Genomic DNA, 25,197 nt, shown 5'->3' on the forward strand with positions numbered 1-25,197 from the left:
AAGGAGGATACATCATGTTTCGAACAATGATGAAAGCTAAGATCCATCGAGCTCGCGTAACAGAGGCCAATTTAAACTACGTGGGCAGTATTACGATTGATCAAGACTTATTAGAGATGGTAGACATTTTACCTCATGAAAAAGTACAGATTGTTAATAATAATAATGGAGCACGTCTAGAGACTTATGTGATTGCAGGAGAAAGAGGCAGTGGAGTAGTATGCCTCAATGGAGCCGCAGCCCGGCTTGTCCAGCCTGACGATGTCATTATCATCGTCTCCTATGCTATGGTGAGTAAAGAAGAGTTGGGAGAATTTAAGCCAAAGATCGCAATTATGGATGAGAATAATAAAGTAAGAGAAATTATAGAAGAAGAGCCTCCGCTGACTGCGATGACTCTATAAAGAAGTGACTCGTCTTTGAATTCAAGCTGTTCAATAATAATTCATCGCCGACAGCGTTTTGAATATGGTAGTGAGCAAGAGTGAGGATCTTTGCCAATGGTTAGGGCAAGGTCCTTGCTTTATGTTGGGGAAGTGTTAAAGGAGGGGAAGGCATGGCTACTTTTGCCGTAGTAGATTTAGAAACAACCGGAAACGCATCATCTAAAAAAGATCGTATTATAGAAATAGGTATAGTAGTGCTTAAAGATAGTCGGGTGGTGAAGGAATTCTCCAGTCTGGTCTACCCTGAAAGGGATATCCCTCCGTTTATCACATCTCTGACAGGAATAGACGATGAGGACGTTTCCCATGCTCCTCTGTTTTCGGAAATAGCTGAGGAAGTCTATGGGTTATTTAAGAATGCATACATAGTTGCACATAATATAGAATTCGATTTAGGCTTCTTAAACGCAGAGTTGAATGCTTGTGGATTTTCCTCCTTAAATAATCAAATAATCGATACAGTAGAATTGGCCAGAGTTCTGATACCGACATCTCCCAGCTTCAAATTGGGCAGGATTTCTGAGGCTCTTAACTTTGGTCATGATCGTCCGCACCGTGCGTTGTCAGACGCACAAGTGACTGGCGAATTGCTCATCTACCTACTGGATTCGCTTTACAAGTTACCGGAGCGGACACTTACCCATCTTTTAAAAGTCACGTCAAAGCTGAAGAGCGGTTTTCGGGAGTTTATCGAGGAAGCTTTAAACCGAGTGAGATACCGTGCAGATCAAGAGGAAGAGTACACTCTTTGGCATGGAATTGCTGTTAGAAAATTATCTTCCGCCCATTCCGACGGTTTTGAAATACCAGAGAATTATGAGGAGTGGCTGGAAAATCTGTACGAGGGGGAGGACGGACTAAAGCGCTCCATACTCGGTTTTGAACAAAGAGAAGGCCAACGGAAAATGTCCGATCTCGTCCATCAATCATTGACAGAAGGACGCCATGCTCTGCTTGAAGCGGGAGCAGGAACTGGAAAGTCGCTGGCATACTTGGTTTCTGCCTTGTACTACTCGATCAAAAACCAGCAGAGAATAGTGGTATCGACACATACGACTTCCCTGCAGAATCAATTGCTCAACGATGAGATACCTAAAATTGCCGAGGCTTTAGGTCAACCGGTGAAGGCTGAGTTGTTCAAGGGACGCAGTCACTACATTTCACTCGTTCATTTCAGTTTTGAGCTGGAAAATTCTGTACATGATAATTACGATGAAGCTTTGGCCAAATCAATGATTCTTGTTTGGCTTACACAGACGACGACAGGTGATATAGACGAAATCCAGCTCCCTTCTAATGGGCAGCAATTTTGGCACAAGGTTTCAGCAGAACAGTCCAAAAAAGCCGTACAACTGAAATCTGAATCATCTTATTTTGAATGGGCGGAGAAGAAGGCATCTCAAGCAAACATTATCATTACGAATCATTCCATGCTTTGTTTAGATCTGATTAGTTCAGAAAAACGCCTTCCGCCTTACGACAAAATCATCATTGATGAAGGGCACCAGTTAGAGTCTGTGGCCAGTCGATATTTCGGAATTCGTTTGAATTATAAGGAACTGCAAAGACAGCTTTCTCAAATGGGCGAACAGTTCTCTGAAAGATATTTCAAAGAGGGCAGGACGGCTTTCAAGCAGCTGCTCGATCGTCATCGTCAAGCAATTGATAAAGCTAAAGATGAGTTGAATCAATTGATGAGATACCTTTACCAGGGAATAAGAAAAAGCCGTCAGGCCGGCAAATCAAAAAGTGACATAGGAAGAATCCAGTATTCTTTAGAAGATGAAAAAGATAAGCGCCTCCTAGAAACAGCAGAAGAAATGACAAATCGATTTCTTTCTAACATTTCATCTATCAAAAGGTTGATGCTATCGATGAAGGACCAGCTCCTGCCAGATGCCAGAAGTTCCAGCAGTCAAGATCCTGCGATTCTTTTGAATCGTTTAGATCACTCCATCATGATTTGTGAAAAAATTGAAAATCAGCTGCATTCTTATTTTAGTCCATTAGAAGCAAATGAGAACGAAGCGAAGTGGATTGAAATCGAGGGGGAAGGACCTAATCATTCCTTATACATGTTCAGCGAACCTGTCCAATTGAATCAGATACTGAGAGAGCGTTTATTTTCAAGCAAACAAAGTGTGATCGTTACAAGCGCCACCTTGACTACGAATCGTTCTTTTAATTTTATAAAGGGCTCGCTCGGTATCACAAACGATAACAGACTGATCGAAGAGAACATTCCATCACCCTATTCTTTTGATCAAAATGTAAAGTTAATGGTACCGAATGATTTTCCTAATGTGAGAGATAACCAGGAGGAATTTATTTATTCAGTCAGTGAGGCTATTTACTCAATGGCCCATATCACAAAAGGCAGGATGCTCGTTTTATTCACTTCTTACGATATGCTGAAGAAAACTTACTATCTACTGAAGGAATTGATTAACCCTGAAGAGTATATGATATTTGGTCAAGGAGTCTCAAGCGGCAGCAGGGACCGGTTAAAAAAGAACTTCCAGGCATTTGACCAGTCGATTCTCCTTGGAACAAGCTCTTTCTGGGAAGGGGTAGATATTCCCGGAGATGATTTATCTTGTCTGGTCATCGTAAGGCTGCCGTTTCAGCCGCCTGGACAGCCTGTGCAGGCTAAGAGGGAGCAATTAGTAAGACAGCTAGGGAAAAATCCGTTCATGGAATACTCTCTACCTGAAGCAATTATCCGTTTCAGGCAGGGGTTCGGCCGTCTCATACGTTCAAGTACAGATCGTGGTATAGTGTTTATATGTGATCAGCGGATCATTGAATCCAGCTACGGTAAATATTTCCTCTCGTCGATACCGGATATACCTGTCACACATGAATCGACGAATAAATTGATAAAACAAATGGAAGATTGGCTGTAAAAGCAAAGTGAAGGATTAAATTTCTTTTCATTCCTGTTATAATAATACAAGTATTTACCGAGTAGGAGCCAAATCAATAGTTGGGAGAAATGTGCAATGGCAAATAAAATTGAAACTCTTTCTACCGTAAGGGTTCAGAAAACAGACGATCTTTATAAAATTGTAGATACTTTGAACCGTACGCTGAAGGAAGAAAACTTAATGTTTGGAATGGCTTTAGATGAAGATGATCGAGACACAGCCGTCTTCACGATTTACCGTACCTAAGTGGGTGCGGTGGGTTCTAGTTACCCTCGGTGTATTACTAATCATATTTATAGGTGTGTTGACCTGGATGTATCTCCATATAGAAGACAGCAGGACAAGTCAATTTGCCGAAGCAAGTGATTTTGCAGAATCAGAAGGGCTGTTGACCGATGTAAAAGAGGTGACGCGCTATCATGGGGAATTCCCTGTTTATATAGCTTTTGGAGAAAATTCCGACGGTGTAGAGACCTATGTATTCATCAATCTTGCTGAAAAAGAGGAGATGACGAGCATCCCGAAGGAAGATATGATTAGTGAAAGCACGGCCGTAGCCAATGGTGCTCAGTGTGCTGGCTGTGAATTCATTGATGTTCAATTGGCTTATGAAGAAAACCGCCCGGTATGGGAAGTAACGTATACAGATGAAAGCAGCCGCTATGTTTTTGAATACTTAGATGTTGAGAATGGTGAAGAAGTTCAACGATTCGCTTTTCGACAAACATAATCATGATAAGGAGTGACGAAATTGGATTTAGCACAGCGAGTAAAATCCCTAACCCCATCAAGTACGTTAGCAATCACAGCAAAAGCGAAAGAATTAAAAGCGGAAGGTCATGATGTTATTGGCCTGGGAGCTGGTGAACCCGATTTTAATACTCCCGCTCACATAATTGAAGCTGCAAAACGATCAATGGATGAAGGGCAGACGAAGTACACACCTGCTGGAGGTATTCCAGATTTGAAACAAGCGATTATTCGTAAAATGGACAGAGATCAAGGGTTGTCTTACGGTCAAGACCAGGTAATTGTGACGACCGGAGCAAAACATGCACTCTTTACCCTGTTTCAGGTTTTACTGAACAAAGACGATGAAGTCATCGTACCTGCTCCATACTGGGTGAGTTACCCTGAGCAAATCAAACTGGCTGAAGGCCGTCCGATCATTGTTGAAACTGAGGAAGAGCAGCAATTCAAATTAACACCGGAGAAGCTGAAGCAGTCCATTACGGAAAAGACAAAAGCGGTTATTATTAATTCGCCAAGCAATCCGACAGGGATGATGTACTCTAAAGAGGAACTGCAGGCAATAGGTGAAGTCTGTGTCGAACACGATCTGTTAATCGTTTCTGATGAAATTTATGAGAAGCTGATTTACACGAGTGAACCCCATGTTTCAATTGCACAGCTCTCTGATGAACTTTATGAGCAGACCGTCGTTATCAATGGTGTTTCCAAATCCCACTCAATGACAGGCTGGAGAATCGGTTATGCACTAGGGAGAAGGGATATTATTAAAGCTATGACGAACATGGCGTCCCATTCTACTTCGAATCCTACGTCCATCGCCCAATACGGAGCCCTGGCTGCCTATGAGGGCTCTAATGAACAGGTGGAAGAAATGAGAAACGCTTTTAAAGACCGCTTAAATCAGCTGCATGGCTGGTTAGTGGATATCCCTGGTGTTTATTGTGAAAAACCTAAGGGTGCTTTTTATCTTTTCCCGAACGTGAAAGAAGCCTCATCGTCTTGTGGATTCGACGAAGTAGATGGCTTTGTCACAGCTTTATTGGATGAAGAAAAAGTGGCTCTAGTTCCGGGTTCAGGATTTGGTTCTCCTGATAATGTGCGTCTTTCGTATGCCACGTCTTTAGATCAATTAGAAGAAGCATCGAAGCGGATCAAACGTTTTATCGAAAAACATCAATCTTAACGTTAAGTTGGAGGTAGAAACATTGAAGACAACGATTGCTGAAGTATCTAAACATGTAGGAGAAGAAGTAACGATAGGAGCCTGGCTCCAGAACAAGCGTTCCAGCGGAAAGATCGCTTTTCTACAATTACGAGACGGTACAGGATTCATGCAGGGAGTAGCTGTAAAAGCAGAATTGGGCGATGAAAAGTTTCAGGAAGCAAAAGCTCTTACCCAGGAATCATCTTTGTATGTAACAGGTGTGATCGTCGAAGACACTCGGTCTTCCTTTGGATACGAGATGCAGGTAAGCGGATTTGAAATCATACAGGAAGCAAAGGACTATCCGATTACACCGAAAGAACACGGAACAGAATTCCTGATGGACCATCGTCACTTATGGCTGCGTTCAAGAAAACAACATGCAGTAATGAAAATTAGAAATGAAATCATACGTGCAACCTACGAGTTTTTCAACGTGAATGGTTATGTGAAAATTGATCCGCCAATATTAACTGGCTCTTCTGCAGAAGGTTCTACCGAGCTTTTCCATACGAAGTATTTCGATGAAGATGCATACTTGTCTCAAAGCGGCCAGCTTTATATGGAAGCGGCTGCTATGGCTTTTGGGAAAGTATTCAGCTTCGGCCCAACATTTCGAGCCGAGAAATCCAAAACCCGACGTCATTTGATTGAGTTCTGGATGATTGAGCCGGAAATGGCATTCATGAATCATGAAGACAGTTTGGAAGTTCAAGAGCAATATGTATCTCATGTCGTACAAGCTGTTTTAGATCACTGCCGATTAGATTTAGAGGCACTTGAACGGGATACTTCGGTATTAGAAAAAATCAAAGCCCCTTTCCCTCGCATCAGCTATGATGATGCAGTGTCGTTTTTGAAAGAGAAAGGCTTTGATGATATAGAGTGGGGAGAAGACTTTGGTGCTCCTCATGAAACGGCGATTGCAGAAAGCTATGATAAGCCTGTATTCATTACGAATTATCCGGCTGAAATCAAGGCTTTTTATATGAAACCGGATCCTGACCGCCCCGAGGTCGTGCTCTGTGCTGACTTAATAGCACCAGAAGGGTATGGAGAAATTATCGGAGGTTCACAACGTATCGATGACCTTGAGTTGATGCGCCAAAGATACGAGGAGCATGGTTTGACTGGAGATGCCTATCAGTGGTACCTGCAGCTGCGTGAATATGGCAGCGTCCCTCACTCAGGTTTTGGGCTAGGTTTAGAACGAACGGTTGCCTGGCTCTCTGGAGTAGAGCATGTACGCGAAACTATTCCTTTCCCAAGGCTGTTAAACCGCTTATATCCATAATCATTTGATAGCTAGAGGGAAAACACCGATTCCAATTTTTATCGGTGTTTTCCTTATTTAACAACCAAGAATGAGGTGATCATTATCGCTGACTATCAAAAGTTTCAAACAATCATGGAAGGACAGATATCCATTCCTAAAACATTGATTACTGGGTATCGAAGCTTGGGGATAGCAGAAAAAGAATTAGTGACTATTCTGCAGCTGTTCCAATTTAATTCAGAAGGGAACACGTTTCCTACACCTGATGAAATTTCAGAGCGAACTTCATTTTCTGAGGAAGAATGCTCTAAGATACTAAGAAGTTTATTACAAAAACAGCTTTTGAAAATTGAACAAAAGGATCAGGAACAGAGGGTGGGCAATGAGTGCTACTCTTTAGAGCCTTTATGGGCTAAATTGTTCCGCGCGCCTGTCACAAAAAAACAGCCGCCAGAACAAGTGGATAACTTGTTTCCCCTTTTTGAACAAGAATTCGGCCGGCCGCTGTCACCATTTGAAATAGAGAACATTAATATATGGCTTGATCAAGAAGAACAGGAACCAGCTCTGATCAAAGCAGCTCTGCGAGAAGCTGTACTCATGGGGAAGCTCAATTTCAAATATATTGACCGAATTTTAAGGGAATGGAAGAAAAAAGGAATTCAGACGGTTGATCAGGCAAGACAGCACGGAAAGAAATTCAGGCAAGGTCAATCGAAAAATAATTCTGATAAGCCGAGAACGAAACGTGATGTATCTTTATACTATAATTGGCTTGAAGAAGATTAAATGAGGTTGTATGAATGCTGAATAAAACGCAAGTTAGATATTGTTTAGATACGTTTTGGGAAATGTACCCTGATGCAGAATGCGAATTGACTCATAAGAATCCCTTCGAATTACTGATAGCGGTAGTTCTCTCCGCTCAAGCAACGGATGCTCTCGTAAACAAAGTAACACCGGGTTTGTTTGAAAAATACAAAACACCTGAAGATTACATGGATGTGCCGCTTGAAGAGCTGGAACAGGATATTAGAAGAATCGGATTATATCGAAGTAAAGCAAAGAATATTCAAAAATTATGCAGAACAATGATCGACAGGTTCGATGGAAAAGTACCTGAGACGAAAGAAGAACTCGAAAGTTTAGCAGGGGTAGGCAGGAAAACAGCTAATGTCGTTGCTTCTGTTGCTTTTAATCAACCGGCGATTGCTGTAGATACTCACGTTGAGCGAGTTTCTAAAAGGTTAGGATTGTGCCGGTATAAAGATTCTGTAAAAGAAGTAGAACGTACGCTTATGAAAAAAATACCTGAAGACGAGTGGAGTGACACTCATCACCGAATGATTTTTTTCGGAAGGTATCACTGTAAAGCGAAAAACCCCAATTGCCCTGATTGCCCATTACTTTTTTTATGCAGAGAAGGTCAAAAAAGAAAACGTAAAGAAGAAAAAATGGCATAAAAAAATTCAGAACTCCACAGGAGTTCTGAATTTTTTTATTGTTCTTCTGAAGAAGGTTCTTCACTTTCACCTTCTTGTTCAGCACTGTCGTAAGACTGATCATCTCCGGAGGCATCTTCACTGTTTTCTTCTTCTGTCGTTCCGTCTTCATCTTCTTCAGGTGGAGCTTCTTCAGTTTCTGTTTCCGTATCTCCGCCTTCATCGCCAGTATCGTTTCCTGCATCTCCGTCGTTACTATCTTCATTTTCTCCGCCATTATTATCTCCATCACTTTCAGGCGGTGTCTCTTCTTCTTCATTTCCTGTCTCTTCTTCAGGTTCTTGTTCTGGTCCTTCTTCAGTTTCTTCGTCAGTTTCTTCCTCAATTTCATCTTCTTGTTCTTCTTCAGGAGCTTCTTCTTCACCGCCTGGCACTTGTACACTAGTGGTGGATGGATCACTACTTTCAGCCTCGCCGCTGTTATCTACAGCAACTACTGTAAATTCATAAGTGGAGCCCGGCTGTATTTGTGATATTTCCATACTTCTGCTTTCAGTTGTCGTAAGATCGCGTGCGGACTCACCGTTTGTAGAAACGGTTATATCGAATGTAACATCGTCCTCATTATGATCCCACGATAGGTCGATGGCTTCCGTATCTTCATTGTAATCTGCGGATAATCCTTCAACCGAATCAAGTTTTTCGAACTGTTCCGAAGTTTCGGTAGGCTGGTTATCTACATGAAATAACTCTGATACGATTTGGCTTTCCGGGGTATTGCTGCTTGGAAGTTCAGGAGGACGGGAACCATCTTCAATATCTACCCATTCCACTGAACCCGGTTTACTGAAATCAGCAGTTTCTTTTCCTTCTGAGATATGCCCCATCACCGATTTAAACATTTGACGAGGGATTTGCTGCGTATTGTTGGATAAGTTTTTGTTATTATCTCCATAACCTGTCCATATGGACACTGAATAATCTGTAGTATATCCACTGAACCAAACATCAGGAACGATGGATTCTACATTCCCATTTTCGTCCTCAATCTCTCTGTTTGTCGTTCCTGTCTTTCCTGCTTCAGTTAAACCGGATACATTCGCTCCAGTACCGGTTCCATCAGTCATAACTGTTTCTAACATAGATGTAATCATATAAGCTGTAGAATCACTCATGGCAGTGCTTGAATCAGGAGTCAAATCAGTAGAGCCGCCTTCAGTTGATTCTACTTTCCGCACGGTATAAGGCTCCGTATACGTACCTCCATTACCGAACGCTGCATAAGCTCCACTCATTTCAAGAGGGTTGGTTAGTACACCGCCCCCAATAGCGTCGGATAGATACAGGTTACCATTGCCCGCAATTTCGAACCCAAGCCCTTCAACGAATTCTTCAGCGTTATCCGTACCCGTCTCTTCCAGCATTTTTACGGCAGGAATGTTGAGGGATTTACTTAATGCCTCACGCATACTCACCCAGCCTCTGAACTCGTTATCATAGTTATTAGGGGAGTAGACTCCATCGGGTTGTTCTATTTCTATTTTCTCGTCATTGATCTGGTGATATGTTGATAATTTCTCATTCTCAATAGCGGGACCGTAGGCTGTGATTGGTTTAAATGTCGATCCTGGCTGTCTTTTAATATCTCCGGCAAAATTTAAGTTGCCTTTAACGTAGTTGCGGCCGCCGCCAATCGCCCGGATCGCACCGCTTTCCGTGTCGGTAACGGCAACCCCCGTCTGTAAGTCTTCATCCGGCCAGTCGATGGAACTATCTTCACTGAGCATCTGTTCTACGTACTCTTGAGCGTCAGGTTCAATAGTTGTATAAATATCCAGGCCGTCATTATAAATATCTGCTCCCATTTTTTCTTCAACTTCATCTTCTACCTGATCAATGAAAGCGCGGTAAGGTGTTGATTCATCTTCTGACTGTTCCGCTAGCATATCTTCAACATTTACTTGTCTTGCTTCTTCAGCTTCTTCTTCCGTGATTTTTTCATGCTGTACCATCAAGCTGAGAACCGTATTCATCCGCTGTTGGGCCAGATCAGGATTTACAGAAGGATCGTAAGCTGAAGGCCTTTGCGGCATACCGGCAAGAAGTGCGGATTCTGCAAGCGTAAGCTCATTGAGATCTTCTTTTCCAAAATAAGTATCTGCAGCTTCTAAAACTCCGTAAGCACCTTGACCGTAATATATTTTATTCAAGTACATTTCAAGGATTTCTTCTTTCGAATATTCCTGATCGAGTTTTATGGCCAGAAATTGCTCTTGTACTTTTCTTTCTAATGTTTTATCACTCGTTAAGTATGATCGTTTAACGACCTGCTGAGTAATCGTACTAGCCCCTTCAGAACCGAATCCGTTGGTTACATTAGACAGAAGGGCAGCTCCCATTCGTCTGGGATCAATACCGATATGATCAAAAAAGCGTACATCCTCCGTAGCTAAAACCGAGTCTACAAGCTGAGGAGGGAGATCGTTGTATTCAACTCTCGTGCGGCGTTCTTCACCTGCTACGTCGGTTATTAAGTTATCATCTTTATCGTAGATTTTTGAAGCATAAGGGTCTGATAATTTCTCAGCGTCTAGTGCTGGAGCCTGTGCAATGTAGTAGGCAAATAATGCACCTATACCTAACATAAGAACGATTCCAATTGTCAACAATGTCATGAATATTGTTTTGAAGGGAGGTAAACGTTTTTTCTTACCATTTCCCTTATTTTTAAGTTGATTTCTTCTTGCTGTTCTCGACTGACTATCATTTGCCATGTCGTCATTCCTCCATTCAAAAATAGAGCTTATCTAACACCTTTATATAATCGACTCTCGCTTGGTAGTGGAAGGGGAGAGCCTCACCTTTTGATTTAATATCAAGATAAGAGATCGACTTTCGCCCGCCTGAGAATTGAGCTTCCCAATAATGAAAGAGGTTTTCAGCAGGCAGGAGATAAGTTTCATCTCTCAAAGAGAATTTGATAATCAAAAAACAAATTCCACCGTGATGATGACAATCCTTCATATGGTCGATTTGGTGTTGGTGGATGTTACTTAGGGGAAAAGACGTCTTGTTTTTCGTTTCTTTTGCCTCAAAATCAATGTAACTTCCTCGATAAATTCCGTTAAAATCTGTTGTGGAAGCTTGCTTAAAATAGGCTTCCTTAATTACCGCTGCACTTCGTTTAGGATAATGGACGTCCACTATTTGAACGGGTGTTGGTTTTTTGTGTATGTTAGCTATATTGGCTATACGATAATATTCGTTCGTAACAGCTATATCTTCTTCGAGCGTCATCCCCCTGTTACTAAAATCAGGTTTTTCTTTTTTTCTAAGAGATTGACTGGAAGATTTCTTACCATTCGGGTAATTCACAATCTTTCCCTCCTATCTTCATGAGGGTATCATACCAAAAAACAGCTTCCAGGTATAACAAAAATTTCATTCTACAATCTCCCACTATATATAAACGAATAAGTTCAGAAAAGGTTTCACTTTATTATACGCCGTAAGACATGTAACGACAAATAAAATTAAAATAGTATGATCGACAACTAAAAAGTTCGAGGGATAGGATCGATTTATGGGTATATGTTAAGAAAACGCTGCTCATAAATACAAGCAGCGTTTTCTAAAGTTTCTGTTCTATTTAAGTTGAAGGTCTATTTTCTCCAGTCAGTTTAGGATTGTCCGTTTTTGCCGGCTCGGGCTTTTGTTGCTTTGGAGATTTTTTATTTTTAGCCATTACACACGCCTCCTTTTTCACAAATCAATCGGTGGTGTCTTTCTTTGTTGCATTACTTCTAGTTTTGTCATCCTTAAAGGAGTTATTCAGTGTATATAGAATTTGTTTTACAAGCAGCAATATATTAGGAGGCGATGACTATGAATAGAGACGATTCTATCGCAAAAGCCACTTATGAAAAGCAGCTCGTCCAGTTGAAGGAAAAGTTCGCTTTGCTGGATAAGCGGTTATCTTTAAAAGCGGATGAGATCGTTTTTACTATGGCAGTTTCCCACCGGAAAGAAATCGACCAATTAAAAGATGAAGTAATTAAGCTTAGAGAGCAATTGAAAGAAGTGAAGAGAGAGAAGAAAAGAGAGAGTGGAGGACACTTCGCTTTATCTTCTCGTAAAAAGTCAGCTGGATGACGATTTGTTTGCCTGCTTCCTTAGTCTAATGGTAAGGTTGGTAAAAAAGGTGTGTCCGAAATGTCCATAAAATCATTAACAATGAACTTGAAAGAATTAATAGATGAGCGAATGGAAACATATTTAATAACAGAAGGGCCCATTGATAAAAAAGATCATAATTTTTTTGAAAAAGTGAAGGCGGAGACGGCTCCTATGTTCTCTTTGGCTAACGATTGGCTTGATGAGGCAGAGCAATTCGTCAAAAATAGAGGAGTAAGCGTCCACCCAAACCAAGTGAAGTCCACCCATGAAAATATCGAAATGCTTGTATTGCATAGTTATTATTTGGATGTTGAAAAGAAGCGCTTTAAAGAATTACATCAATCTTCCCACTATGTTCTCGATATGATCTTAGATGATATAAAGAAGAAAGAGGCTGGGTTATAAGTATAAAAATATGATCTGGCGCTGGAAATAAAAAATGCGAGGCATCAATTTTCAAATTTGATGCCTCGCATTTTTTTCATATAGGTAAAGTTTTGTCCACCTTCTTCCTACAGATTGTTTAGTTATCACCTTGAGATCTCACATGGACTTTAGCTTTTATTAAGAATGTAATCTTTAATTACTAGAAGACAGGACCTCTAAACCCACCTCAAGTCAAACCAAAGGGATGATGGTCTGGAGTGTAGGTTTCGCACCTTGCACCACTTTTAAATAGACAGAAGAAAGCCCACTCTAACTTAAGGGTGGGCTTTCTAGATCAGTTATCAGCCCATTTGGACCTGATCCGATCCAGGATAATATAAAATACGGGTACGAGAATCAAGGTCAGCAGGGAAGAGAACATGAGGCCGAATACAATAGATACAGCAAGAGGTCTGAATAATACATCCCCTGTAAATATGATTGGCGTCAAAGCTGCGATTGAAGTTAGAGATGTTAATACGATAGGACGTATTCTTGCACGGCCTGCTTCAATCACACTCTCAACTGTAGATGAGTAATTCTGCTTGTTTTGTTCAATAAATTCGATAAGAATGACAGAGTTTCTTACGACGACACCGGAAAGAGATACAATCCCCAGTACAGCAAGGAAGCTGAGTGGTTCTCTTGAAATAAACAAGCCGATGATCGCCCCTGTAATGGCAATGAATACAGAGCTTGTAATGAGTAACGGCATCGTAAGTGAATTAAATTGCAGTGCAATCGTAATGTAAATCAAAAATAGTACGATAACAAATAGTTTAGAAACTTCAACAAAAAATTCGGACTGTGCGTCGGACTGACCCGTTTCAATCACAGTGTAACCCTGAGGAAGCTCTTCAGAGATGGACTCTCGCAGTTCTTCACCTTTTGGAGTGAAGTTCTCTTCCTCTCCTTCTTTAGGATACGCTTCAAGAGTAATAGTCCGTTCTCCATCTAAATGCGGAATAGTTCCAATTTGTTCAGATTCTTCTCTATCAATTACCTCGTCCAACTGGAGTATTTCAGGAGGGCCGTTATTACCTCCATTGGAACTTGTAACGCTAAGCTCACTTAAGTTAATCCCGTCTTGTTCACCATCATCGACAATGATTCTGACAGGAAGGCGCTCTTGACCATCATCAAAAGTTCCAAGTGGTACGCCTGTATTAGCTATTTGAAGCTGAGAAGTAACCGTGTCAACGGATATTTCGTTTTCAGCCAACAGTTCCCGGTCCGGGATGTAGTTGACGATGGGCTGTAACGTACCGATATCCAACGTAACAATTTCCGTTTCAGATAGTTCTTCGAATTGAGATTTGGCTTGTTCTGCTTGATTGGCCAATTCTTCAATGTCCGGACCTTGCAGCTTCAGTTCTACAGGTGGAGAAGGCGGGGGACCGGACACGATTGTATCAAGAAAGATTTCTGCTCCTGCATACTCTTCTCTTATTGGTTCCTCCCACTCACTGATGAACTCTGTGGCACTCGTAACCTCACGATCGATACGAACGAGCAGCTGACCGGTATTATCTCCGGCTTGGGATAAGGATTGGCTGAATAAGTTAGGAAGACCTTCCCCTGCATAGACAGCCGTCTCGGTAACGGAGTCTTCGTTATCCAGGATGAATTGCTCCATATTTTCTAATTCTTCTTTTGAATCTTCGAGTGTCGTTCCTTGTGGGAATTCTACTGATATTGTTACTTCCGGACGGTCAGCGGCTGGAAAGAATTCAAAGGGAATTCTTAAAACAAGCAGGGATAAAAGGATACAGGCGACAAGCCCGATCACTCCCGTTCTGATCGGCTTTTTAGTAACAGCGGGAAGCACTCGGTCGGCATAACCTTTTTCCATTCCGTCAAAAAGGTTTCCTAATAAACCTGTTTTTGGTTTATTTTTATTCTTTTTACTCACTTTCCGGGTGTATTGTACCGTTGGAATCAATGTCAGCGAAATAAAGGTAGAAGCAATAACTGTAAAAATAAGCACGCTAGGCAGCGCTCGTATGAATTCACCATTCGTCCCTGATATAAACGTAAGAGGGAAGAAGCTGAATATGATCATCAGGGTCGAAGTTATGATGGATTTCCTCACCTCCATCACCCCATTGATCGTCCCTTCGAGCGGGCGGTCTCCAAGCTGAAACCTTCTTTGGATGTTGTCGTTAATTACAATGGCATCATCGACTAAAATCCCTATAGCTATAATGATCCCTATAACTGAAATTTGATTCAAATCCACTCCGATATATGGAAGAGGGATAAGACCTATAATAATAGAAATAGGGATGGCGAATGCGACGAGAATGGCTGATGAAAGCGGCAGCCCCAGAATCATGATTACTACAACTGCTAGCAGCGATATCACAAAGGAAGAAATGAGATTAGAGTATACCTCTTCAATAACTGTACTTTGAGTATAAAATTGTTCTACAGTAATATTTGAGGGCAGCTCTGATTCAAGGGAAGATAGTTCTTCTGTAATATTTTCTTGTAGAGAAGATATGTTTACGCCTTTCTCAGCAAGTACGGTAAGTGATAATGCATTTTTACCTTCGTAAGAAATGTCATCACTTACTTCCTGCTCTTCCAATGTTACTTCACCTAAATCACTGATCGTTACAGGATTACCATCTTCATCCGTGGATACAGCGATCTCTTCCAATTGATCCAGGTCACTGTATTTCTCAAATGATAATTGGTAAATTGTCGAGTCCCTTTGTTCTGTTCCAATAGCGGCCGGAGACAATTCCGCATTAATGGACTCTATAACCTGCGGAGCAGCGATTTGATTCTCTTCCAATGCATCATTATCCAGATTGAATGTCACTTGCTGCTCAGGCAGCCCTTTGATAAGAAGTGAATCCACTCCTGCAATGGATGTAAGCTGTTCCTCCCATTCATCGAGTGTAGACCTTAAATCCGTCAAATCCTCCTGCTGCTCCGCTAGAATGTGATAGGAAGCTACGGCAGAAGTGGAGAGGTCTGTGTTGAGGGTGGGTTCCTCTACTTGATCTGGGAAACCACGGGAAACATCAGTGATCACTTGCTGAATTTCTCCATTGATCTTATCTGTATCTACATTACTTCCAAGAGTAGCCGTGACCGTACCGAAACCGGTCGTGGAAGAAGAAGTCAGTTCCTCGATTCCGTCTAATGAAAGCAATTCTTCTTCAAGTGGGTTTGTTACTGCTCGTTCAACTTCTTCAGGATTCGCTCCAGGGAAAGCTGTTGATATCGATGCTACATTCACATTGATTTCTGGTATCTCTCTTTTAGGGAGTTGAACATATGTAAATATCCCTGTGAAAATGAGAATGGCGACGAGCACCCATACCATTTTTCTGTATTCAATTAATTTTTTCATTGCATAAAGCACCTCCAGTAAATAATTTTTAAGATTCTATACCTTTATGAATACAGTATAAACTTATTTCTGACACTTGTGTCAAAAATAATGTTCTCCAATGTGCTGACCATTATCGATGAAACCGCTTTACATTTGGTCTGGATTCTTTTATAATAATCTTCCCAGTCATAGGGGGAGGATGAAAATGAATAGACAAAAATTAATTGAAGAAGCTAAACGAATTAGAAACGAAGCTTATACTCCTTATTCTAAGTTTAAAGTTGGCGCCGCATTACTTACAAAAGACGGAAGTCTTTATACAGGGTGTAATATTGAAAATGCGGCATACCCTGTAACTTGCTGTGCCGAAAGGGTGGCTATCTTTAAAGCGATTTCTGAAGGCCACCATGAATTTCAGGAGCTGGCAGTTGTTGCGGATACCGAAAGACCGGTGCCCCCATGCGGCTCCTGCCGTCAGGTGATGAGTGAATTTTTTCATTCAGGTCTGCAGATCCACCTTACAAATTTAAAAGATTCGGTTAAAACTGTGTCAATGGACGAGCTTCTGCCTTTTTCGTTCTCACCGGATGATTTAAACAAAGAGTAATAATAAAAAACTACCTGCTTCAGGTAGTTTTTTATTATTTATTTCCATATATCCCATATAATAAGGGTGGAGTGTGATAGAGATGAAAACGATGGTTGTTTCAGGATACAAACCCATGGAGTTAGGAATATTTAAAGAAGATGACCCAAAGGTACATATTATAAAATCCGCATTAAAGAAAAGATTGATATCTTTTATTGATGAAGGTTTAGAATGGGTCCTTATTTCTGGCCAAATGGGTGTCGAGTTATGGACGGGGGAAGTGGTATTGGATTTAAAAGAAGAGTACGACATTAAATTGGGCATTCTTCCTCCATTCATAAATCAACAGACCAGATGGCCGGAAATGTTGCAGCACTCCTATGAAATGCTCTGTGAGCAAGCCGACTTTTATAAGCCGATTTATGATAAAGAGTATGAAGGTCCTTTTCAATTCAGGGCAAAAGATCAATTCTTAGTCGAACATTCGGAAGGGTGTTTACTATTATATGATGAAGAGACGGACGGCTCCCCGAAATACTTTTTGAAATTAGTTGAATCCTATAGGGAGCATCATGATTATCCAATACTTTATATCACCCCGTTTGACTTGGAAGAAACCGCTGAAGAAATACGTATGTCAGACCCTGATTTTTGGAATCAATGAAAAATTTACTAGGAGAAAAATTGACATTCTCGCAATGATTTGAAAAAATATAGGTAATGTGCTGAACAGAGGTGATAAAAATGGGTGTAGAGAAGTACAAGTTGAATGGTAAAGATATTTTAGAAAAAGATTTCAAAACGTCTATGCGTGGGTACAATCAGGAAGAAGTAGATGAATTTTTGGACTTGATCATTCAAGATTATGAAACCTTTACAAAAGAAATAGAAAACCTTCAAAATGAAAATAGCCGCCTTAAAAAATTTCCGGCCCGGGATGATGCTCCCACACAAAGAATGAGACCTATTAATAATAATCAAAATCACCAGGTGAATTACGACATCATTAAGCGGGTGTCCAACTTGGAAAAAGCGGTATTTGGCAAAAAATATGCTGAAGAATAGTTTTCCACAAAATACCTGATGACAAGAGCTAGTATTTTTGCTATTATTAGTAGACTTGCTTTAGAGTAAGATTGTTGAAAACTGATTTCATTTGAATACTCGGGTAATCGCTGTATGAGTGAAATCATGCAGAGGAAAGTCCATGCTCGCACAAACTGAGATGTTTGTAGTGTTCGTGCTTGACGAAACCATAAGTCAAGGTAGCTATTAGCTAACGGCAGGGAAAATACCTACGTTCGTAAGAATATGGTATGAATACTTTGAAAGTGCCACAGTGACGAAGCTGGAATAGAAATATTTCAGGTGGAACGAGGTAAACCCCGCGAGCGAGCAACCCAAATTAAGGTAGGGGCACTTTTGGATGGGAATACAACCTGAAGAAAGGCCGCGTAAAGCGGCAGATAGATGATTACCACCGGAGTACGAGGTTGACCACCGCTGGCAGTACTATGGAACAGAACATGGCTTACAGAGTATTCAAAGGTCATTGATTCAACATGAGAATTCCCTTCTGAAAAGCCTTATGCTTTTTAGAAGGGTTTTTTATTTCCACAGAAATTCATGTACGAATACATAGGAGGATTCAGAATGACACAAAAGGTGACATTAATTGCAACAGCAGCTATGGGTATTGAAGCTTTCGTTGCCCGGGAAGTAAAAGCGTTAGGATATGAAAATGTACAAACAGAAAATGGCAGAGTGGTATTTGAGGCTCCCGTCTCAGCTATTCCCAGAGCGAATTTATGGCTGCGGACCGCCGATCGTGTCAAGCTGCTAGTAGGAAGATTTAAAGCATATAGTTTTGATGAGCTTTTTGAACAAACGAAGGCACTTCCATGGGAGGAATTTATTACAGAGGAGGGTGAGTTTCCCGTCGTAGGGAAGTCCGTTAAATCCAAACTTTATAGTGTTCCTGATTGTCAATCCATCGTTAAAAAAGCAGTAGTTGAACGATTGAAGAAAAAATACGGGGTGGCTTCCATTCTTAAAGAAACTGGAGCTTTTCACCGTATAGAAGTCGCTATCCATAAGGATGAAGTTCTTCTCACTATGGATACGTCAGGAAGCGGCCTGCATAAACGTGGCTATCGTGTTGGTCAGGGAGAGGCTCCGCTTAAAGAAACGCTTGCAGCAGCTCTTATCCAGACGACAAACTGGTCTCCTGATCAACCTTTTGTCGACCCATTTTGCGGGTCCGGAACAATTGCGATTGAAGCAGCTTTAATCGGACAAAACATCGCACCAGGCTTCAACCGGGAGTTCTCTTCAGAGAATTGGCATTTTATCAGTTCATCAAATTGGGAACGTGCATTCGAGGAAGCGGAAGACCATGCTAATTATGACCAGCCTCTTGACATTACTGGTTCTGACATCAGCCATGACATGATACAAATAGCTAAAAGCAATGCAATGGAAGCAGGTTTGGGTGACTTGATCCAGTGGAAACAAATGCAGGTGAAAGATTTTCATCCTAAAAAAGATAACGGTTATCTTGTAGCCAATCCTCCTTATGGAGAGCGGATGGGAGATAAGCCGGAAGTAGAGGAGATGTACAGGGATTTAGGTGTGATTATGCGTGATTATCCATCATGGAGTGTCTATATCCTTACATCAAACGAGAGTTTCGAGAGTCTTTACGGAAAAGAAGCGACCAAAAAACGTAAATTGTTCAACGGCTTCATCAAAACCGATTATTATCAGTATTTCGGAAAGCATGTAAAGTGATCAAATAGCCATAAAACAAGGGGAGCTTACTGTGAGTCTATCTACTGAGCAAAAATTTTGGAGTTTGTTGAAAGAGCAGTCATCTTTTCAAGAAGCTATTGGCCTGATGGCCTGGGATATGCGAACAAAAGCGCCGAGCAAAGGGATGGATAACCGTTCAGAAGTGCTAGGGGTTCTTTCACAGAAAGTACATGAAATCCAAACCTCTGATGTGCTGAAGGAGTATATTGAGGAACTTAAGAAAAAATCTTCAAGTAATCGGTTGACAGCTTCTCTGCAAGTCGCAGAAGAAACCTATGACCGCACGACAAAGATTCCTGCTTCTATGTATAGAGAGTATGTCACTCTTCAGTCGAGGGCGGAATCAAGGTGGGCTGAAGCTAAAGAAAATAATGACTTTAAAAGTTTTCAGCCGCACTTAGAAGAGTTAGTAAAATACAATCGTGAATTCGCCAATTTGTGGGGCTATGAACAACACATATACGATGCCCTGCTTTACAATTATGAACCAGGGATCACGGTCGAGCAGCTGGATTCAGTATTTCCTAAGGTTCGTGAATCCTTAACCAGTCTACTTAATGAAATTAAAAACGCGCCTGTGCAGCCGGATCCCGAAGTTTTAAAAGGCCATTTTCCTAAACAACAGCAGGAAAAGTTCAGTGAAGAAATTTTAAAGCGTATGAGTTATGATTTCGAAGCAGGGCGTTTAGACGAGACAATTCACCCCTTTGCCATCGGGTTGAATGTAAATGATGTTCGCGTAACTACGAAATATGATGAGGAAGATTTTCGCACGGCTGTGTTCGGGACGATTCATGAAGGAGGGCATGCGCTTTATGAACAAAATATCGATCCCAACCTGTCTTTTACTCCTCTCGCTACCGGAACGTCTATGGGAATCCATGAATCTCAATCGTTGTTCTGGGAAAATTTCATAGCTCGCAGCCGGCCATTTTGGGAGACGCACTATGAAGTCTTCCAGTCCTATGCTCCTCGGCGATTCGAAAAAATACCTTTAGAGGATTTTTTCCGTGCGGTAAATGAAGTGAAACCTTCACTTATAAGGATCGAAGCGGACGAACTGACCTATCCACTTCACATAATGGTCCGTTACGAATTAGAAAAAGCATTGATTCACGGCGATATTGAGGTGAAGCACTTGCCCGCGTTGTGGAACGAAAAAATGCACAGCTATCTAGGTGTTACTCCTCGCAAGGATTCTGAAGGGGTACTCCAGGATATCCACTGGGCAGGGGGAGACTTCGGTTATTTCCCTTCTTATGCTTTAGGTTACATGTACGCTGCCCAAATCCAGCATGCAATGAAGCAGGAGATTGACATAGATGAAACGATCAAGGCTGGGGATTTTCATCAAATCAAGCAGTGGTTGACGAAGAACATTCATCAATACGGTAAAATGAAAAAGCCGCTGTCTATTCTAAATGAGGTGACAGGCGAAGGACTGAACGCTGATTATTTAATTTCTTATTTGACGGATAAATATCGTGGCATCTATCAACTCTAGTTCGTATAAAAAACCAGCTGTTTAACACAACAGCTGGTTTTTTATTTATGAGAATTCATTTTTGAGATTAGTCGGGTTAAGATCGGCATCTTCATAAATTCCATTGATGGTTTCCTGGAATTTTTCGAATTCCTCATTTGCTGAAGTCAGATCTGCATCTGTAAGGCTTTCATCAAGAGCGGATTCTACTTCTTCAAAATATGATTTTAGAGATGGTAGAGCTTCTTCATATTGTTCAATGATGTCATCAGACAGATCTGCTTCAATCTCATACTCTTCAACTTTAGCTGCCGCGTCACTAGCTGCAGATTTAGCTGCTTCTCCTGCATCGCGGATGGTATCTTCGTCAGGTTCCTCTGCTCCGACAGCTGCTTCAAAATCAGCGATCTGGGATTGTTCTGGACGGAAAGTCGTAGCCATATCCTGCTGCACGTTTAAGATTTCTTTGTTAGCTGACGTGTCTTCACTGGCAGTTTCTTCTGTTGAGTCGTTATCATTTGAGTCTCCGTTATTGCTGTCCTCTTCATTCGAACAGCCAGCCACTGTAATTACAGTAGCTATTCCTAATGTAATCAACCATTTTTTCATTCTTATGTCCTCCTATGTATATACGTTTCACTGAGTAGTCTAAATACTCTATTTGTGCGTGTAAACTATTTAAAAAATTGTTATAATATGGAGAATTTTCTGAGAAAGATTGAACAGTATAAATTGATGGTAATGAAATGCACTCTACCCGTATTGTCCTGCTCTACCATAAGTTTTCTCGCATCCATGGTAATAGAGTGGAAAAAATTTATTAAGGATAATAATAAACTTATAAGGCACTCTAATTTAAAAAGGGGTGCGTTTATGGCTTTTATTCTTTCCTGCGCTCATCACGAAGCGGATTATAATTATAAACAAGAAGAGATTCAGAACTTCATACAGGAAACATTTCCGATGGATTCTGGACACAAGGAACGGCTGCTTCCAGTTTTTCAAAATACGGAGATAAATAATAGACAATTAGCATTTCCGCTGCAATGGTATCAAACTGAAAAAACATTAGAAGAAGTCAATGAGTTGTATTGCGAAAAGGCTATTGAATATAGTGAAAAAGCGATAATGAACTGTTTGAGAAATCAAGTATTATTGAACCGTCCCATTAGTGCATCTGAAATCGATCATATTATTTTTATCTCATCTACAGGGATTTCGACCCCGACGATCGACGCTTACTTAATGGACAAATTGGATTTCTCTGAACAAACAAAGCGCACCCCTTTATTCGGTCTTGGATGCGCTGGAGGAACAAGCGGAGTAGCGAAAGGGTATGATTATCTTAAAGGGGCTCCAGATAAAAACGTTTTAGTCGTATGTGTGGAACTGTGCAGCCTTACGTTCCAACACCGCGATAGTAGTGTAAGTAATTTTGTAGGTTCAGCTTTGTTCGCTGATGGAGCTTCTGCTGTTCTTATGGCAGGGGAAGAGTCTGAATTACTGAAAGAAAAGGCTGAAAACGCACCAAGAGTCTTAGGAGCCAGTACGAGAACAAAGCCTCACAGTCAATCGGTGATGGGGTGGAAAGTTGTGAATACAGGGTTTGAAGTTATTTTCAAAAAAAGCATTCCTAAATTAGTGCGTAGTTTCTGGAAAGACCATATGAAAGATTGTTTCCTAGAATACAATGTGGAGCCTTCTGAAATACCGTTTATAGTCGCTCACCCAGGAGGTAAAAAAGTTATAGAGGCTTATATCGAATCATTGGAGATTGATTCAAAGGCTTTGGATTATACGAAAGAAGTGTTAAGTAACCACGGAAATATGTCTTCTCCAACGGTTCATTTTGTTTTAGAACGTATCATGGTAAATAATCCTCCACAAGGGACGAAATCTTTTATGACTTCTCTTGGACCTGGATTCTCTTCAGAAATCGTAAGTTTGGAGTGGGCATGACATGTGGTTGTTTATTTTTTTAGTCGTTCAACGGGTAGCCGAGCTTATCGTCGCTCATTCTAATAAAAAGTGGATGTTCAGAAGAGGCGGTGTAGAAGTCGAAAGTCGTCATTATTTTCTGTTCATCGTTCTTCATATTTCATTCTTCACCATTTTGTTGTTTGAGTGGTTTTACTTCCGAGGGATGCAGATGTGGTTTACTCCTGTACTGATCGTTACATTTGTTCTGCTTCAAATACTGCGGATCTGGTGTATCCTTTCACTAGGCAGGCGGTGGAATACTAAAATTATCGTCATACCTGACGAACATCTGGTAGAAAGAGGTCCATACCGTTATGTTAGACACCCGAATTACATCATCGTCTTTTTAGAATTACTAATTATACCACTGATTTTTCAGGCTTACTTTACAGCTATTGTCTTTCCATTACTGCATCTACTGGTACTTACCGTCCGCATTCCTGCTGAAGAGAGAGCGCTTGAAGGTGAATTTTGAATATAAAAGATTGCTGTGATTTATTTGTTTTGCTATAATCTAATCATTAATGAAAATCATTATCAATTAGGAGTGGCAGATATGATGGTTTTTCTTTTATTATTCATTGTCGGGATTTATTGTATAGTGATCGTTCGGATGATGGCTAAAGGCGGGTCAGCAGCCGCCCAGTCTGTTATTCAAATCTTGGCAGCCTCAAAAGATAAACATCAGGAAATCCCGCAAAAACCTTCCAAAAAGACATTAACAGCCAAGTGATTCACACTTGGCTTTTTTATTTGTTATAATGAATATAAGAGAAATTACTCACAAGTTGTCGTTTAAAGTTCTGTTTACCAAGGAGCGTTCCATGAAGAAAACTCACTCACTAGCTTACTATTTAGAAGATTTATGGTCGAGAGGCTTCAAGCTCTCTGATGAAGATGTTCATTTTATTTATTTTGGTAAAAACTCAACGAATGTAGAAGAATGGAAAACGATTTTAGCTTTGAAGATGACTTTGAAACTACAGAAAAAATTCGACCCAAGTTTTTACATAAGTGTTTTAGAACATATTTCTTCATCATCAATTACCACAAGAAAGCAAGCTTACGAATCTTTAGAACGAAGGGGGCTGCCTTCGAACCAATAAAAAAAGGAATCAGTAACCTTTCAGTTACTGATTCCTTTTTAGTTCTGCTCGTGCCAGCCGATCCGCGTGTTTATTCTCTTTATCAGATATCCATTTATAAAATACATAAGAAAACTTATCGTGAAGTGCAAGAATTTGATTCAATAACGGAGTATAAACCGGGTTTTTGCAATAGGTTTTTTCAACGGATTGAATGACGATTTGGGAGTCACAGCGGATGGATATAATTTCACCAGGGAAATGCTTTTGACAATATTGCAAAGCGCGAATAACCGCGTGGAACTCAGCCTCATGATTTGAACAAACGCCCAAGTGTTCACTGAATTCATAACGGTTCTTGGCTTGTTTAATGTGGACACCGATGGAGCTGGGGCCTGGGTTTCCTGCGCTCGCGGCATCTGTATAGACCTCTATCATGGTTCCTCAGCTCCTTTCATGTTTTGGTATCTGTTATGATTACGGTATCAGCTAACATTTACGAAATAAAACCGTGAGTAGATTCGAACAAATTAATTAATTAAAGCTGATCTTATCAAAAGTGATTCATTTAAACGTTTTAGCCGCGTATAAAAACGGTGTATCCATAAAAGCTACGATAAATTTGATGATATAAGTCGTCAGGAATATTTCCAGCCAAATGTCAAAGGGATATAATCCGTAAAAGGCGATTCCACAGAAAATGGCGCTGTCCAATAACTGACTGATCATTGTACTGCCATTATTCCTTACCCACAACGTCTTGTCAGAAGTAAACACGTTTTTCAGTTTGGAATAAAGCCATACATCGAAATATTGACTGACAATGTAGGCTAGAAGACTTCCTGCAGCGATTTGTACGGTTACCCCAAACAGGGACTCCAAAGCAGGCTGAGCAATATCAGAGGATGCGGGAGTGAACAACATGGCCATCTGCATCATGATCGTCATGGCAATCAATGTCGAGAAGCCCATCCACACTGCTTTTTTAGCATCGTTTTTTCCATATTTTTCATTCAAGATATCCGTTGCGAGAAATGCTGTACCATACACGATATTTCCAAGGGTGGCGGTTAAGCCGAACAGTTCAATCGTCTTAACTACTTGAATGTTCGCCACAACAGTAGCCATTCCGATCCAAACGAACAATCCTGGTTTACCGAACAGTTTATAGACTCCTAATAATAAACTGAAATTTATAATGGCGAATATGATCCATATCCACTCGTTACTCATTTTTTTCCTCCTTAGTTTTG

General features: G+C 40.8%; 25 protein-coding genes and 1 other RNA gene. 20 read left to right on the forward strand and 6 right to left on the reverse strand.

Annotation, left to right across the window (positions count from 1 at the left end; translation table 11 throughout):
* Positions 1-14 precede the first annotated feature (14 nt).
* The 8 genes from panD (at position 15) to nth (ending at position 8,069) form a co-directional block, all read left to right on the forward strand.
* Positions 15-404: an aspartate 1-decarboxylase gene (panD, locus tag LF817_RS05125; RefSeq protein WP_253934700.1), complete on the forward strand. Its 390-nt coding sequence runs from the start codon at positions 15-17 to the stop codon at positions 402-404.
* A gap of 152 nt (positions 405-556) precedes the next feature.
* Complete coding sequence (dinG, locus tag LF817_RS05130; protein WP_253934701.1) at positions 557-3,352, forward strand: ATP-dependent DNA helicase DinG; 2,796 nt, start codon at positions 557-559, stop codon at positions 3,350-3,352.
* A 96-nt stretch (positions 3,353-3,448) separates the two neighbouring features.
* A complete protein-coding gene (locus tag LF817_RS05135; RefSeq protein WP_253934702.1) occupies positions 3,449-3,619 on the forward strand; it encodes a YpmA family protein in 171 nt (56 codons plus the stop codon).
* Complete coding sequence (locus LF817_RS05140; protein ID WP_253934703.1) at positions 3,573-4,103, forward strand: cell wall elongation regulator TseB-like domain-containing protein; 531 nt, start codon at positions 3,573-3,575, stop codon at positions 4,101-4,103. Before LF817_RS05135 ends, LF817_RS05140 begins: the two co-directional genes overlap by 47 nt.
* Before the next feature lie 21 nt (positions 4,104-4,124).
* Positions 4,125-5,309, forward strand: coding sequence for a pyridoxal phosphate-dependent aminotransferase (locus tag LF817_RS05145; protein WP_253934704.1), 1,185 nt, complete (start codon positions 4,125-4,127; stop codon positions 5,307-5,309).
* Positions 5,310-5,331: 22 nt separating this feature from the next.
* Positions 5,332-6,624, forward strand: coding sequence for an asparagine--tRNA ligase (gene asnS, locus LF817_RS05150; RefSeq protein ID WP_253934705.1), 1,293 nt, complete (start codon positions 5,332-5,334; stop codon positions 6,622-6,624).
* A 114-nt stretch (positions 6,625-6,738) separates the two neighbouring features.
* A complete protein-coding gene (locus LF817_RS05155; RefSeq protein ID WP_253934706.1) occupies positions 6,739-7,395 on the forward strand; it encodes a DnaD domain-containing protein in 657 nt (218 codons plus the stop codon).
* 14 nt (positions 7,396-7,409) lie between these two features.
* A complete protein-coding gene (gene nth, locus LF817_RS05160; RefSeq protein WP_253934707.1) occupies positions 7,410-8,069 on the forward strand; it encodes an endonuclease III in 660 nt (219 codons plus the stop codon).
* 35 nt (positions 8,070-8,104) lie between these two features.
* Here the strand turns inward: nth and LF817_RS05165 are convergent, their stop codons facing one another.
* Both LF817_RS05165 and recU read right to left on the reverse strand, forming a co-directional pair.
* Positions 8,105-10,822, reverse strand: a complete 2,718-nt coding sequence (locus LF817_RS05165; protein WP_253934708.1) for a PBP1A family penicillin-binding protein — start codon at positions 10,820-10,822, stop codon at positions 8,105-8,107.
* Between the two features lie 16 nt (positions 10,823-10,838).
* On the reverse strand, positions 10,839-11,423 hold the full coding sequence (gene recU, locus LF817_RS05170; protein WP_253934709.1) for a Holliday junction resolvase RecU: 585 nt from the start codon (positions 11,421-11,423) through the stop codon (positions 10,839-10,841).
* A 510-nt stretch (positions 11,424-11,933) separates the two neighbouring features.
* On the opposite strand from recU, the gene LF817_RS05175 reads away from it, so the two are divergent.
* Both LF817_RS05175 and LF817_RS05180 read left to right on the forward strand, forming a co-directional pair.
* Positions 11,934-12,200, forward strand: coding sequence for a hypothetical protein (locus tag LF817_RS05175; RefSeq protein WP_253934710.1), 267 nt, complete (start codon positions 11,934-11,936; stop codon positions 12,198-12,200).
* 60 nt (positions 12,201-12,260) lie between these two features.
* Positions 12,261-12,629 carry a YppE family protein gene (locus tag LF817_RS05180; protein WP_253934711.1) on the forward strand — a complete coding sequence of 123 codons (369 nt, stop codon included), beginning with the start codon at positions 12,261-12,263 and terminating at the stop codon, positions 12,627-12,629.
* 316 nt (positions 12,630-12,945) lie between these two features.
* On the opposite strand, the gene LF817_RS05185 is transcribed toward LF817_RS05180, so the two are convergent.
* Positions 12,946-16,014: an efflux RND transporter permease subunit gene (locus tag LF817_RS05185; RefSeq protein ID WP_253934712.1), complete on the reverse strand. Its 3,069-nt coding sequence runs from the start codon at positions 16,012-16,014 to the stop codon at positions 12,946-12,948.
* Between the two features lie 187 nt (positions 16,015-16,201).
* Here LF817_RS05185 and LF817_RS05190 point away from each other — a divergent pair, with 187 nt between their 5' ends.
* The 6 genes from LF817_RS05190 (at position 16,202) to LF817_RS05215 (ending at position 20,900) form a co-directional block, all read left to right on the forward strand.
* On the forward strand, positions 16,202-16,603 hold the full coding sequence (locus LF817_RS05190; RefSeq protein WP_253934713.1) for a cytidine deaminase: 402 nt from the start codon (positions 16,202-16,204) through the stop codon (positions 16,601-16,603).
* A gap of 82 nt (positions 16,604-16,685) precedes the next feature.
* Positions 16,686-17,249, forward strand: coding sequence for an SLOG family protein (locus LF817_RS05195; RefSeq protein WP_253934714.1), 564 nt, complete (start codon positions 16,686-16,688; stop codon positions 17,247-17,249).
* Between the two features lie 80 nt (positions 17,250-17,329).
* Positions 17,330-17,650, forward strand: a complete 321-nt coding sequence (gene gpsB, locus LF817_RS05200) for a cell division regulator GpsB (RefSeq protein ID WP_253934715.1) — start codon at positions 17,330-17,332, stop codon at positions 17,648-17,650.
* A gap of 95 nt (positions 17,651-17,745) precedes the next feature.
* Positions 17,746-18,124, forward strand: an RNA gene (rnpB, locus tag LF817_RS05205) — RNase P RNA component class B.
* A gap of 114 nt (positions 18,125-18,238) precedes the next feature.
* Complete coding sequence (locus LF817_RS05210; protein ID WP_253934716.1) at positions 18,239-19,375, forward strand: THUMP domain-containing class I SAM-dependent RNA methyltransferase; 1,137 nt, start codon at positions 18,239-18,241, stop codon at positions 19,373-19,375.
* Positions 19,376-19,406: 31 nt separating this feature from the next.
* Complete coding sequence (locus LF817_RS05215) at positions 19,407-20,900, forward strand: carboxypeptidase M32 (RefSeq protein ID WP_253934717.1); 1,494 nt, start codon at positions 19,407-19,409, stop codon at positions 20,898-20,900.
* 45 nt (positions 20,901-20,945) lie between these two features.
* On the opposite strand, the gene LF817_RS05220 is transcribed toward LF817_RS05215, so the two are convergent.
* The gene (locus LF817_RS05220; protein ID WP_253934718.1) at positions 20,946-21,488 is read right to left on the reverse strand and encodes a hypothetical protein; all 543 of its coding nucleotides are present in this window, start codon (positions 21,486-21,488) and stop codon (positions 20,946-20,948) included.
* A gap of 264 nt (positions 21,489-21,752) precedes the next feature.
* Here LF817_RS05220 and LF817_RS05225 point away from each other — a divergent pair, with 264 nt between their 5' ends.
* The 4 genes from LF817_RS05225 (at position 21,753) to LF817_RS05240 (ending at position 23,965) form a co-directional block, all read left to right on the forward strand.
* Positions 21,753-22,838: a type III polyketide synthase gene (locus LF817_RS05225; protein ID WP_253934719.1), complete on the forward strand. Its 1,086-nt coding sequence runs from the start codon at positions 21,753-21,755 to the stop codon at positions 22,836-22,838.
* Position 22,839: 1 nt separating this feature from the next.
* Positions 22,840-23,334 (forward strand): isoprenylcysteine carboxyl methyltransferase family protein, encoded by a 495-nt coding sequence (locus LF817_RS05230; RefSeq protein WP_253934720.1) that lies wholly within the window; start codon positions 22,840-22,842, stop codon positions 23,332-23,334.
* A gap of 81 nt (positions 23,335-23,415) precedes the next feature.
* Complete coding sequence (locus LF817_RS05235) at positions 23,416-23,592, forward strand: hypothetical protein (protein ID WP_253934721.1); 177 nt, start codon at positions 23,416-23,418, stop codon at positions 23,590-23,592.
* 91 nt (positions 23,593-23,683) lie between these two features.
* Entirely contained in the window at positions 23,684-23,965 is a 282-nt protein-coding gene (locus LF817_RS05240) for a DUF6123 family protein (protein WP_253934722.1), read from the forward strand.
* A gap of 24 nt (positions 23,966-23,989) precedes the next feature.
* Here the strand turns inward: LF817_RS05240 and LF817_RS05245 are convergent, their stop codons facing one another.
* Entirely contained in the window at positions 23,990-24,382 is a 393-nt protein-coding gene (locus tag LF817_RS05245) for a ribonuclease HI family protein (RefSeq protein WP_253934723.1), read from the reverse strand.
* Positions 24,383-24,508: 126 nt separating this feature from the next.
* Entirely contained in the window at positions 24,509-25,177 is a 669-nt protein-coding gene (locus tag LF817_RS05250) for a queuosine precursor transporter (RefSeq protein WP_253934724.1), read from the reverse strand.
* Positions 25,178-25,197 lie beyond the last annotated feature (20 nt).

This window comes from Halobacillus sp. A1, from assembly GCF_024189295.1.
Lineage (GTDB): Bacteria > Bacillota > Bacilli > Bacillales > Halobacillaceae > Halobacillus_A.

What these genes read in the sequence shown, in the direction of transcription:
- LF817_RS05235 (WP_253934721.1), top strand. Translation starts at nt 23,416, where the DNA reads ATGATGGTTTTTCTTTTATTATTCATTGTCGGGATTTATTGTATAGTG.
- LF817_RS05225 (WP_253934719.1), top strand. Translation starts at nt 21,753, where the DNA reads ATGGCTTTTATTCTTTCCTGCGCTCATCACGAAGCGGATTATAATTAT.
- dinG (WP_253934701.1), top strand. Translation starts at nt 557, where the DNA reads ATGGCTACTTTTGCCGTAGTAGATTTAGAAACAACCGGAAACGCATCA.
- LF817_RS05155 (WP_253934706.1), top strand. Translation starts at nt 6,739, where the DNA reads ATGGAAGGACAGATATCCATTCCTAAAACATTGATTACTGGGTATCGA.
- LF817_RS05250 (WP_253934724.1), bottom strand. Translation starts at nt 25,177, where the DNA reads ATGAGTAACGAGTGGATATGGATCATATTCGCCATTATAAATTTCAGT.
- LF817_RS05190 (WP_253934713.1), top strand. Translation starts at nt 16,202, where the DNA reads ATGAATAGACAAAAATTAATTGAAGAAGCTAAACGAATTAGAAACGAA.
- LF817_RS05240 (WP_253934722.1), top strand. Translation starts at nt 23,684, where the DNA reads ATGAAGAAAACTCACTCACTAGCTTACTATTTAGAAGATTTATGGTCG.
- LF817_RS05230 (WP_253934720.1), top strand. Translation starts at nt 22,840, where the DNA reads ATGTGGTTGTTTATTTTTTTAGTCGTTCAACGGGTAGCCGAGCTTATC.
- LF817_RS05135 (WP_253934702.1), top strand. Translation starts at nt 3,449, where the DNA reads ATGGCAAATAAAATTGAAACTCTTTCTACCGTAAGGGTTCAGAAAACA.
- LF817_RS05165 (WP_253934708.1), bottom strand. Translation starts at nt 10,822, where the DNA reads ATGGCAAATGATAGTCAGTCGAGAACAGCAAGAAGAAATCAACTTAAA.
- LF817_RS05195 (WP_253934714.1), top strand. Translation starts at nt 16,686, where the DNA reads ATGAAAACGATGGTTGTTTCAGGATACAAACCCATGGAGTTAGGAATA.
- LF817_RS05140 (WP_253934703.1), top strand. Translation starts at nt 3,573, where the DNA reads ATGAAGATGATCGAGACACAGCCGTCTTCACGATTTACCGTACCTAAG.
- panD (WP_253934700.1), top strand. Translation starts at nt 15, where the DNA reads ATGTTTCGAACAATGATGAAAGCTAAGATCCATCGAGCTCGCGTAACA.
- LF817_RS05220 (WP_253934718.1), bottom strand. Translation starts at nt 21,488, where the DNA reads ATGAAAAAATGGTTGATTACATTAGGAATAGCTACTGTAATTACAGTG.
- LF817_RS05185 (WP_253934712.1), bottom strand. Translation starts at nt 16,014, where the DNA reads ATGAAAAAATTAATTGAATACAGAAAAATGGTATGGGTGCTCGTCGCC.
- LF817_RS05175 (WP_253934710.1), top strand. Translation starts at nt 11,934, where the DNA reads ATGAATAGAGACGATTCTATCGCAAAAGCCACTTATGAAAAGCAGCTC.
- LF817_RS05180 (WP_253934711.1), top strand. Translation starts at nt 12,261, where the DNA reads ATGTCCATAAAATCATTAACAATGAACTTGAAAGAATTAATAGATGAG.
- LF817_RS05210 (WP_253934716.1), top strand. Translation starts at nt 18,239, where the DNA reads ATGACACAAAAGGTGACATTAATTGCAACAGCAGCTATGGGTATTGAA.
- LF817_RS05245 (WP_253934723.1), bottom strand. Translation starts at nt 24,382, where the DNA reads ATGATAGAGGTCTATACAGATGCCGCGAGCGCAGGAAACCCAGGCCCC.
- nth (WP_253934707.1), top strand. Translation starts at nt 7,410, where the DNA reads ATGCTGAATAAAACGCAAGTTAGATATTGTTTAGATACGTTTTGGGAA.
- gpsB (WP_253934715.1), top strand. Translation starts at nt 17,330, where the DNA reads ATGGGTGTAGAGAAGTACAAGTTGAATGGTAAAGATATTTTAGAAAAA.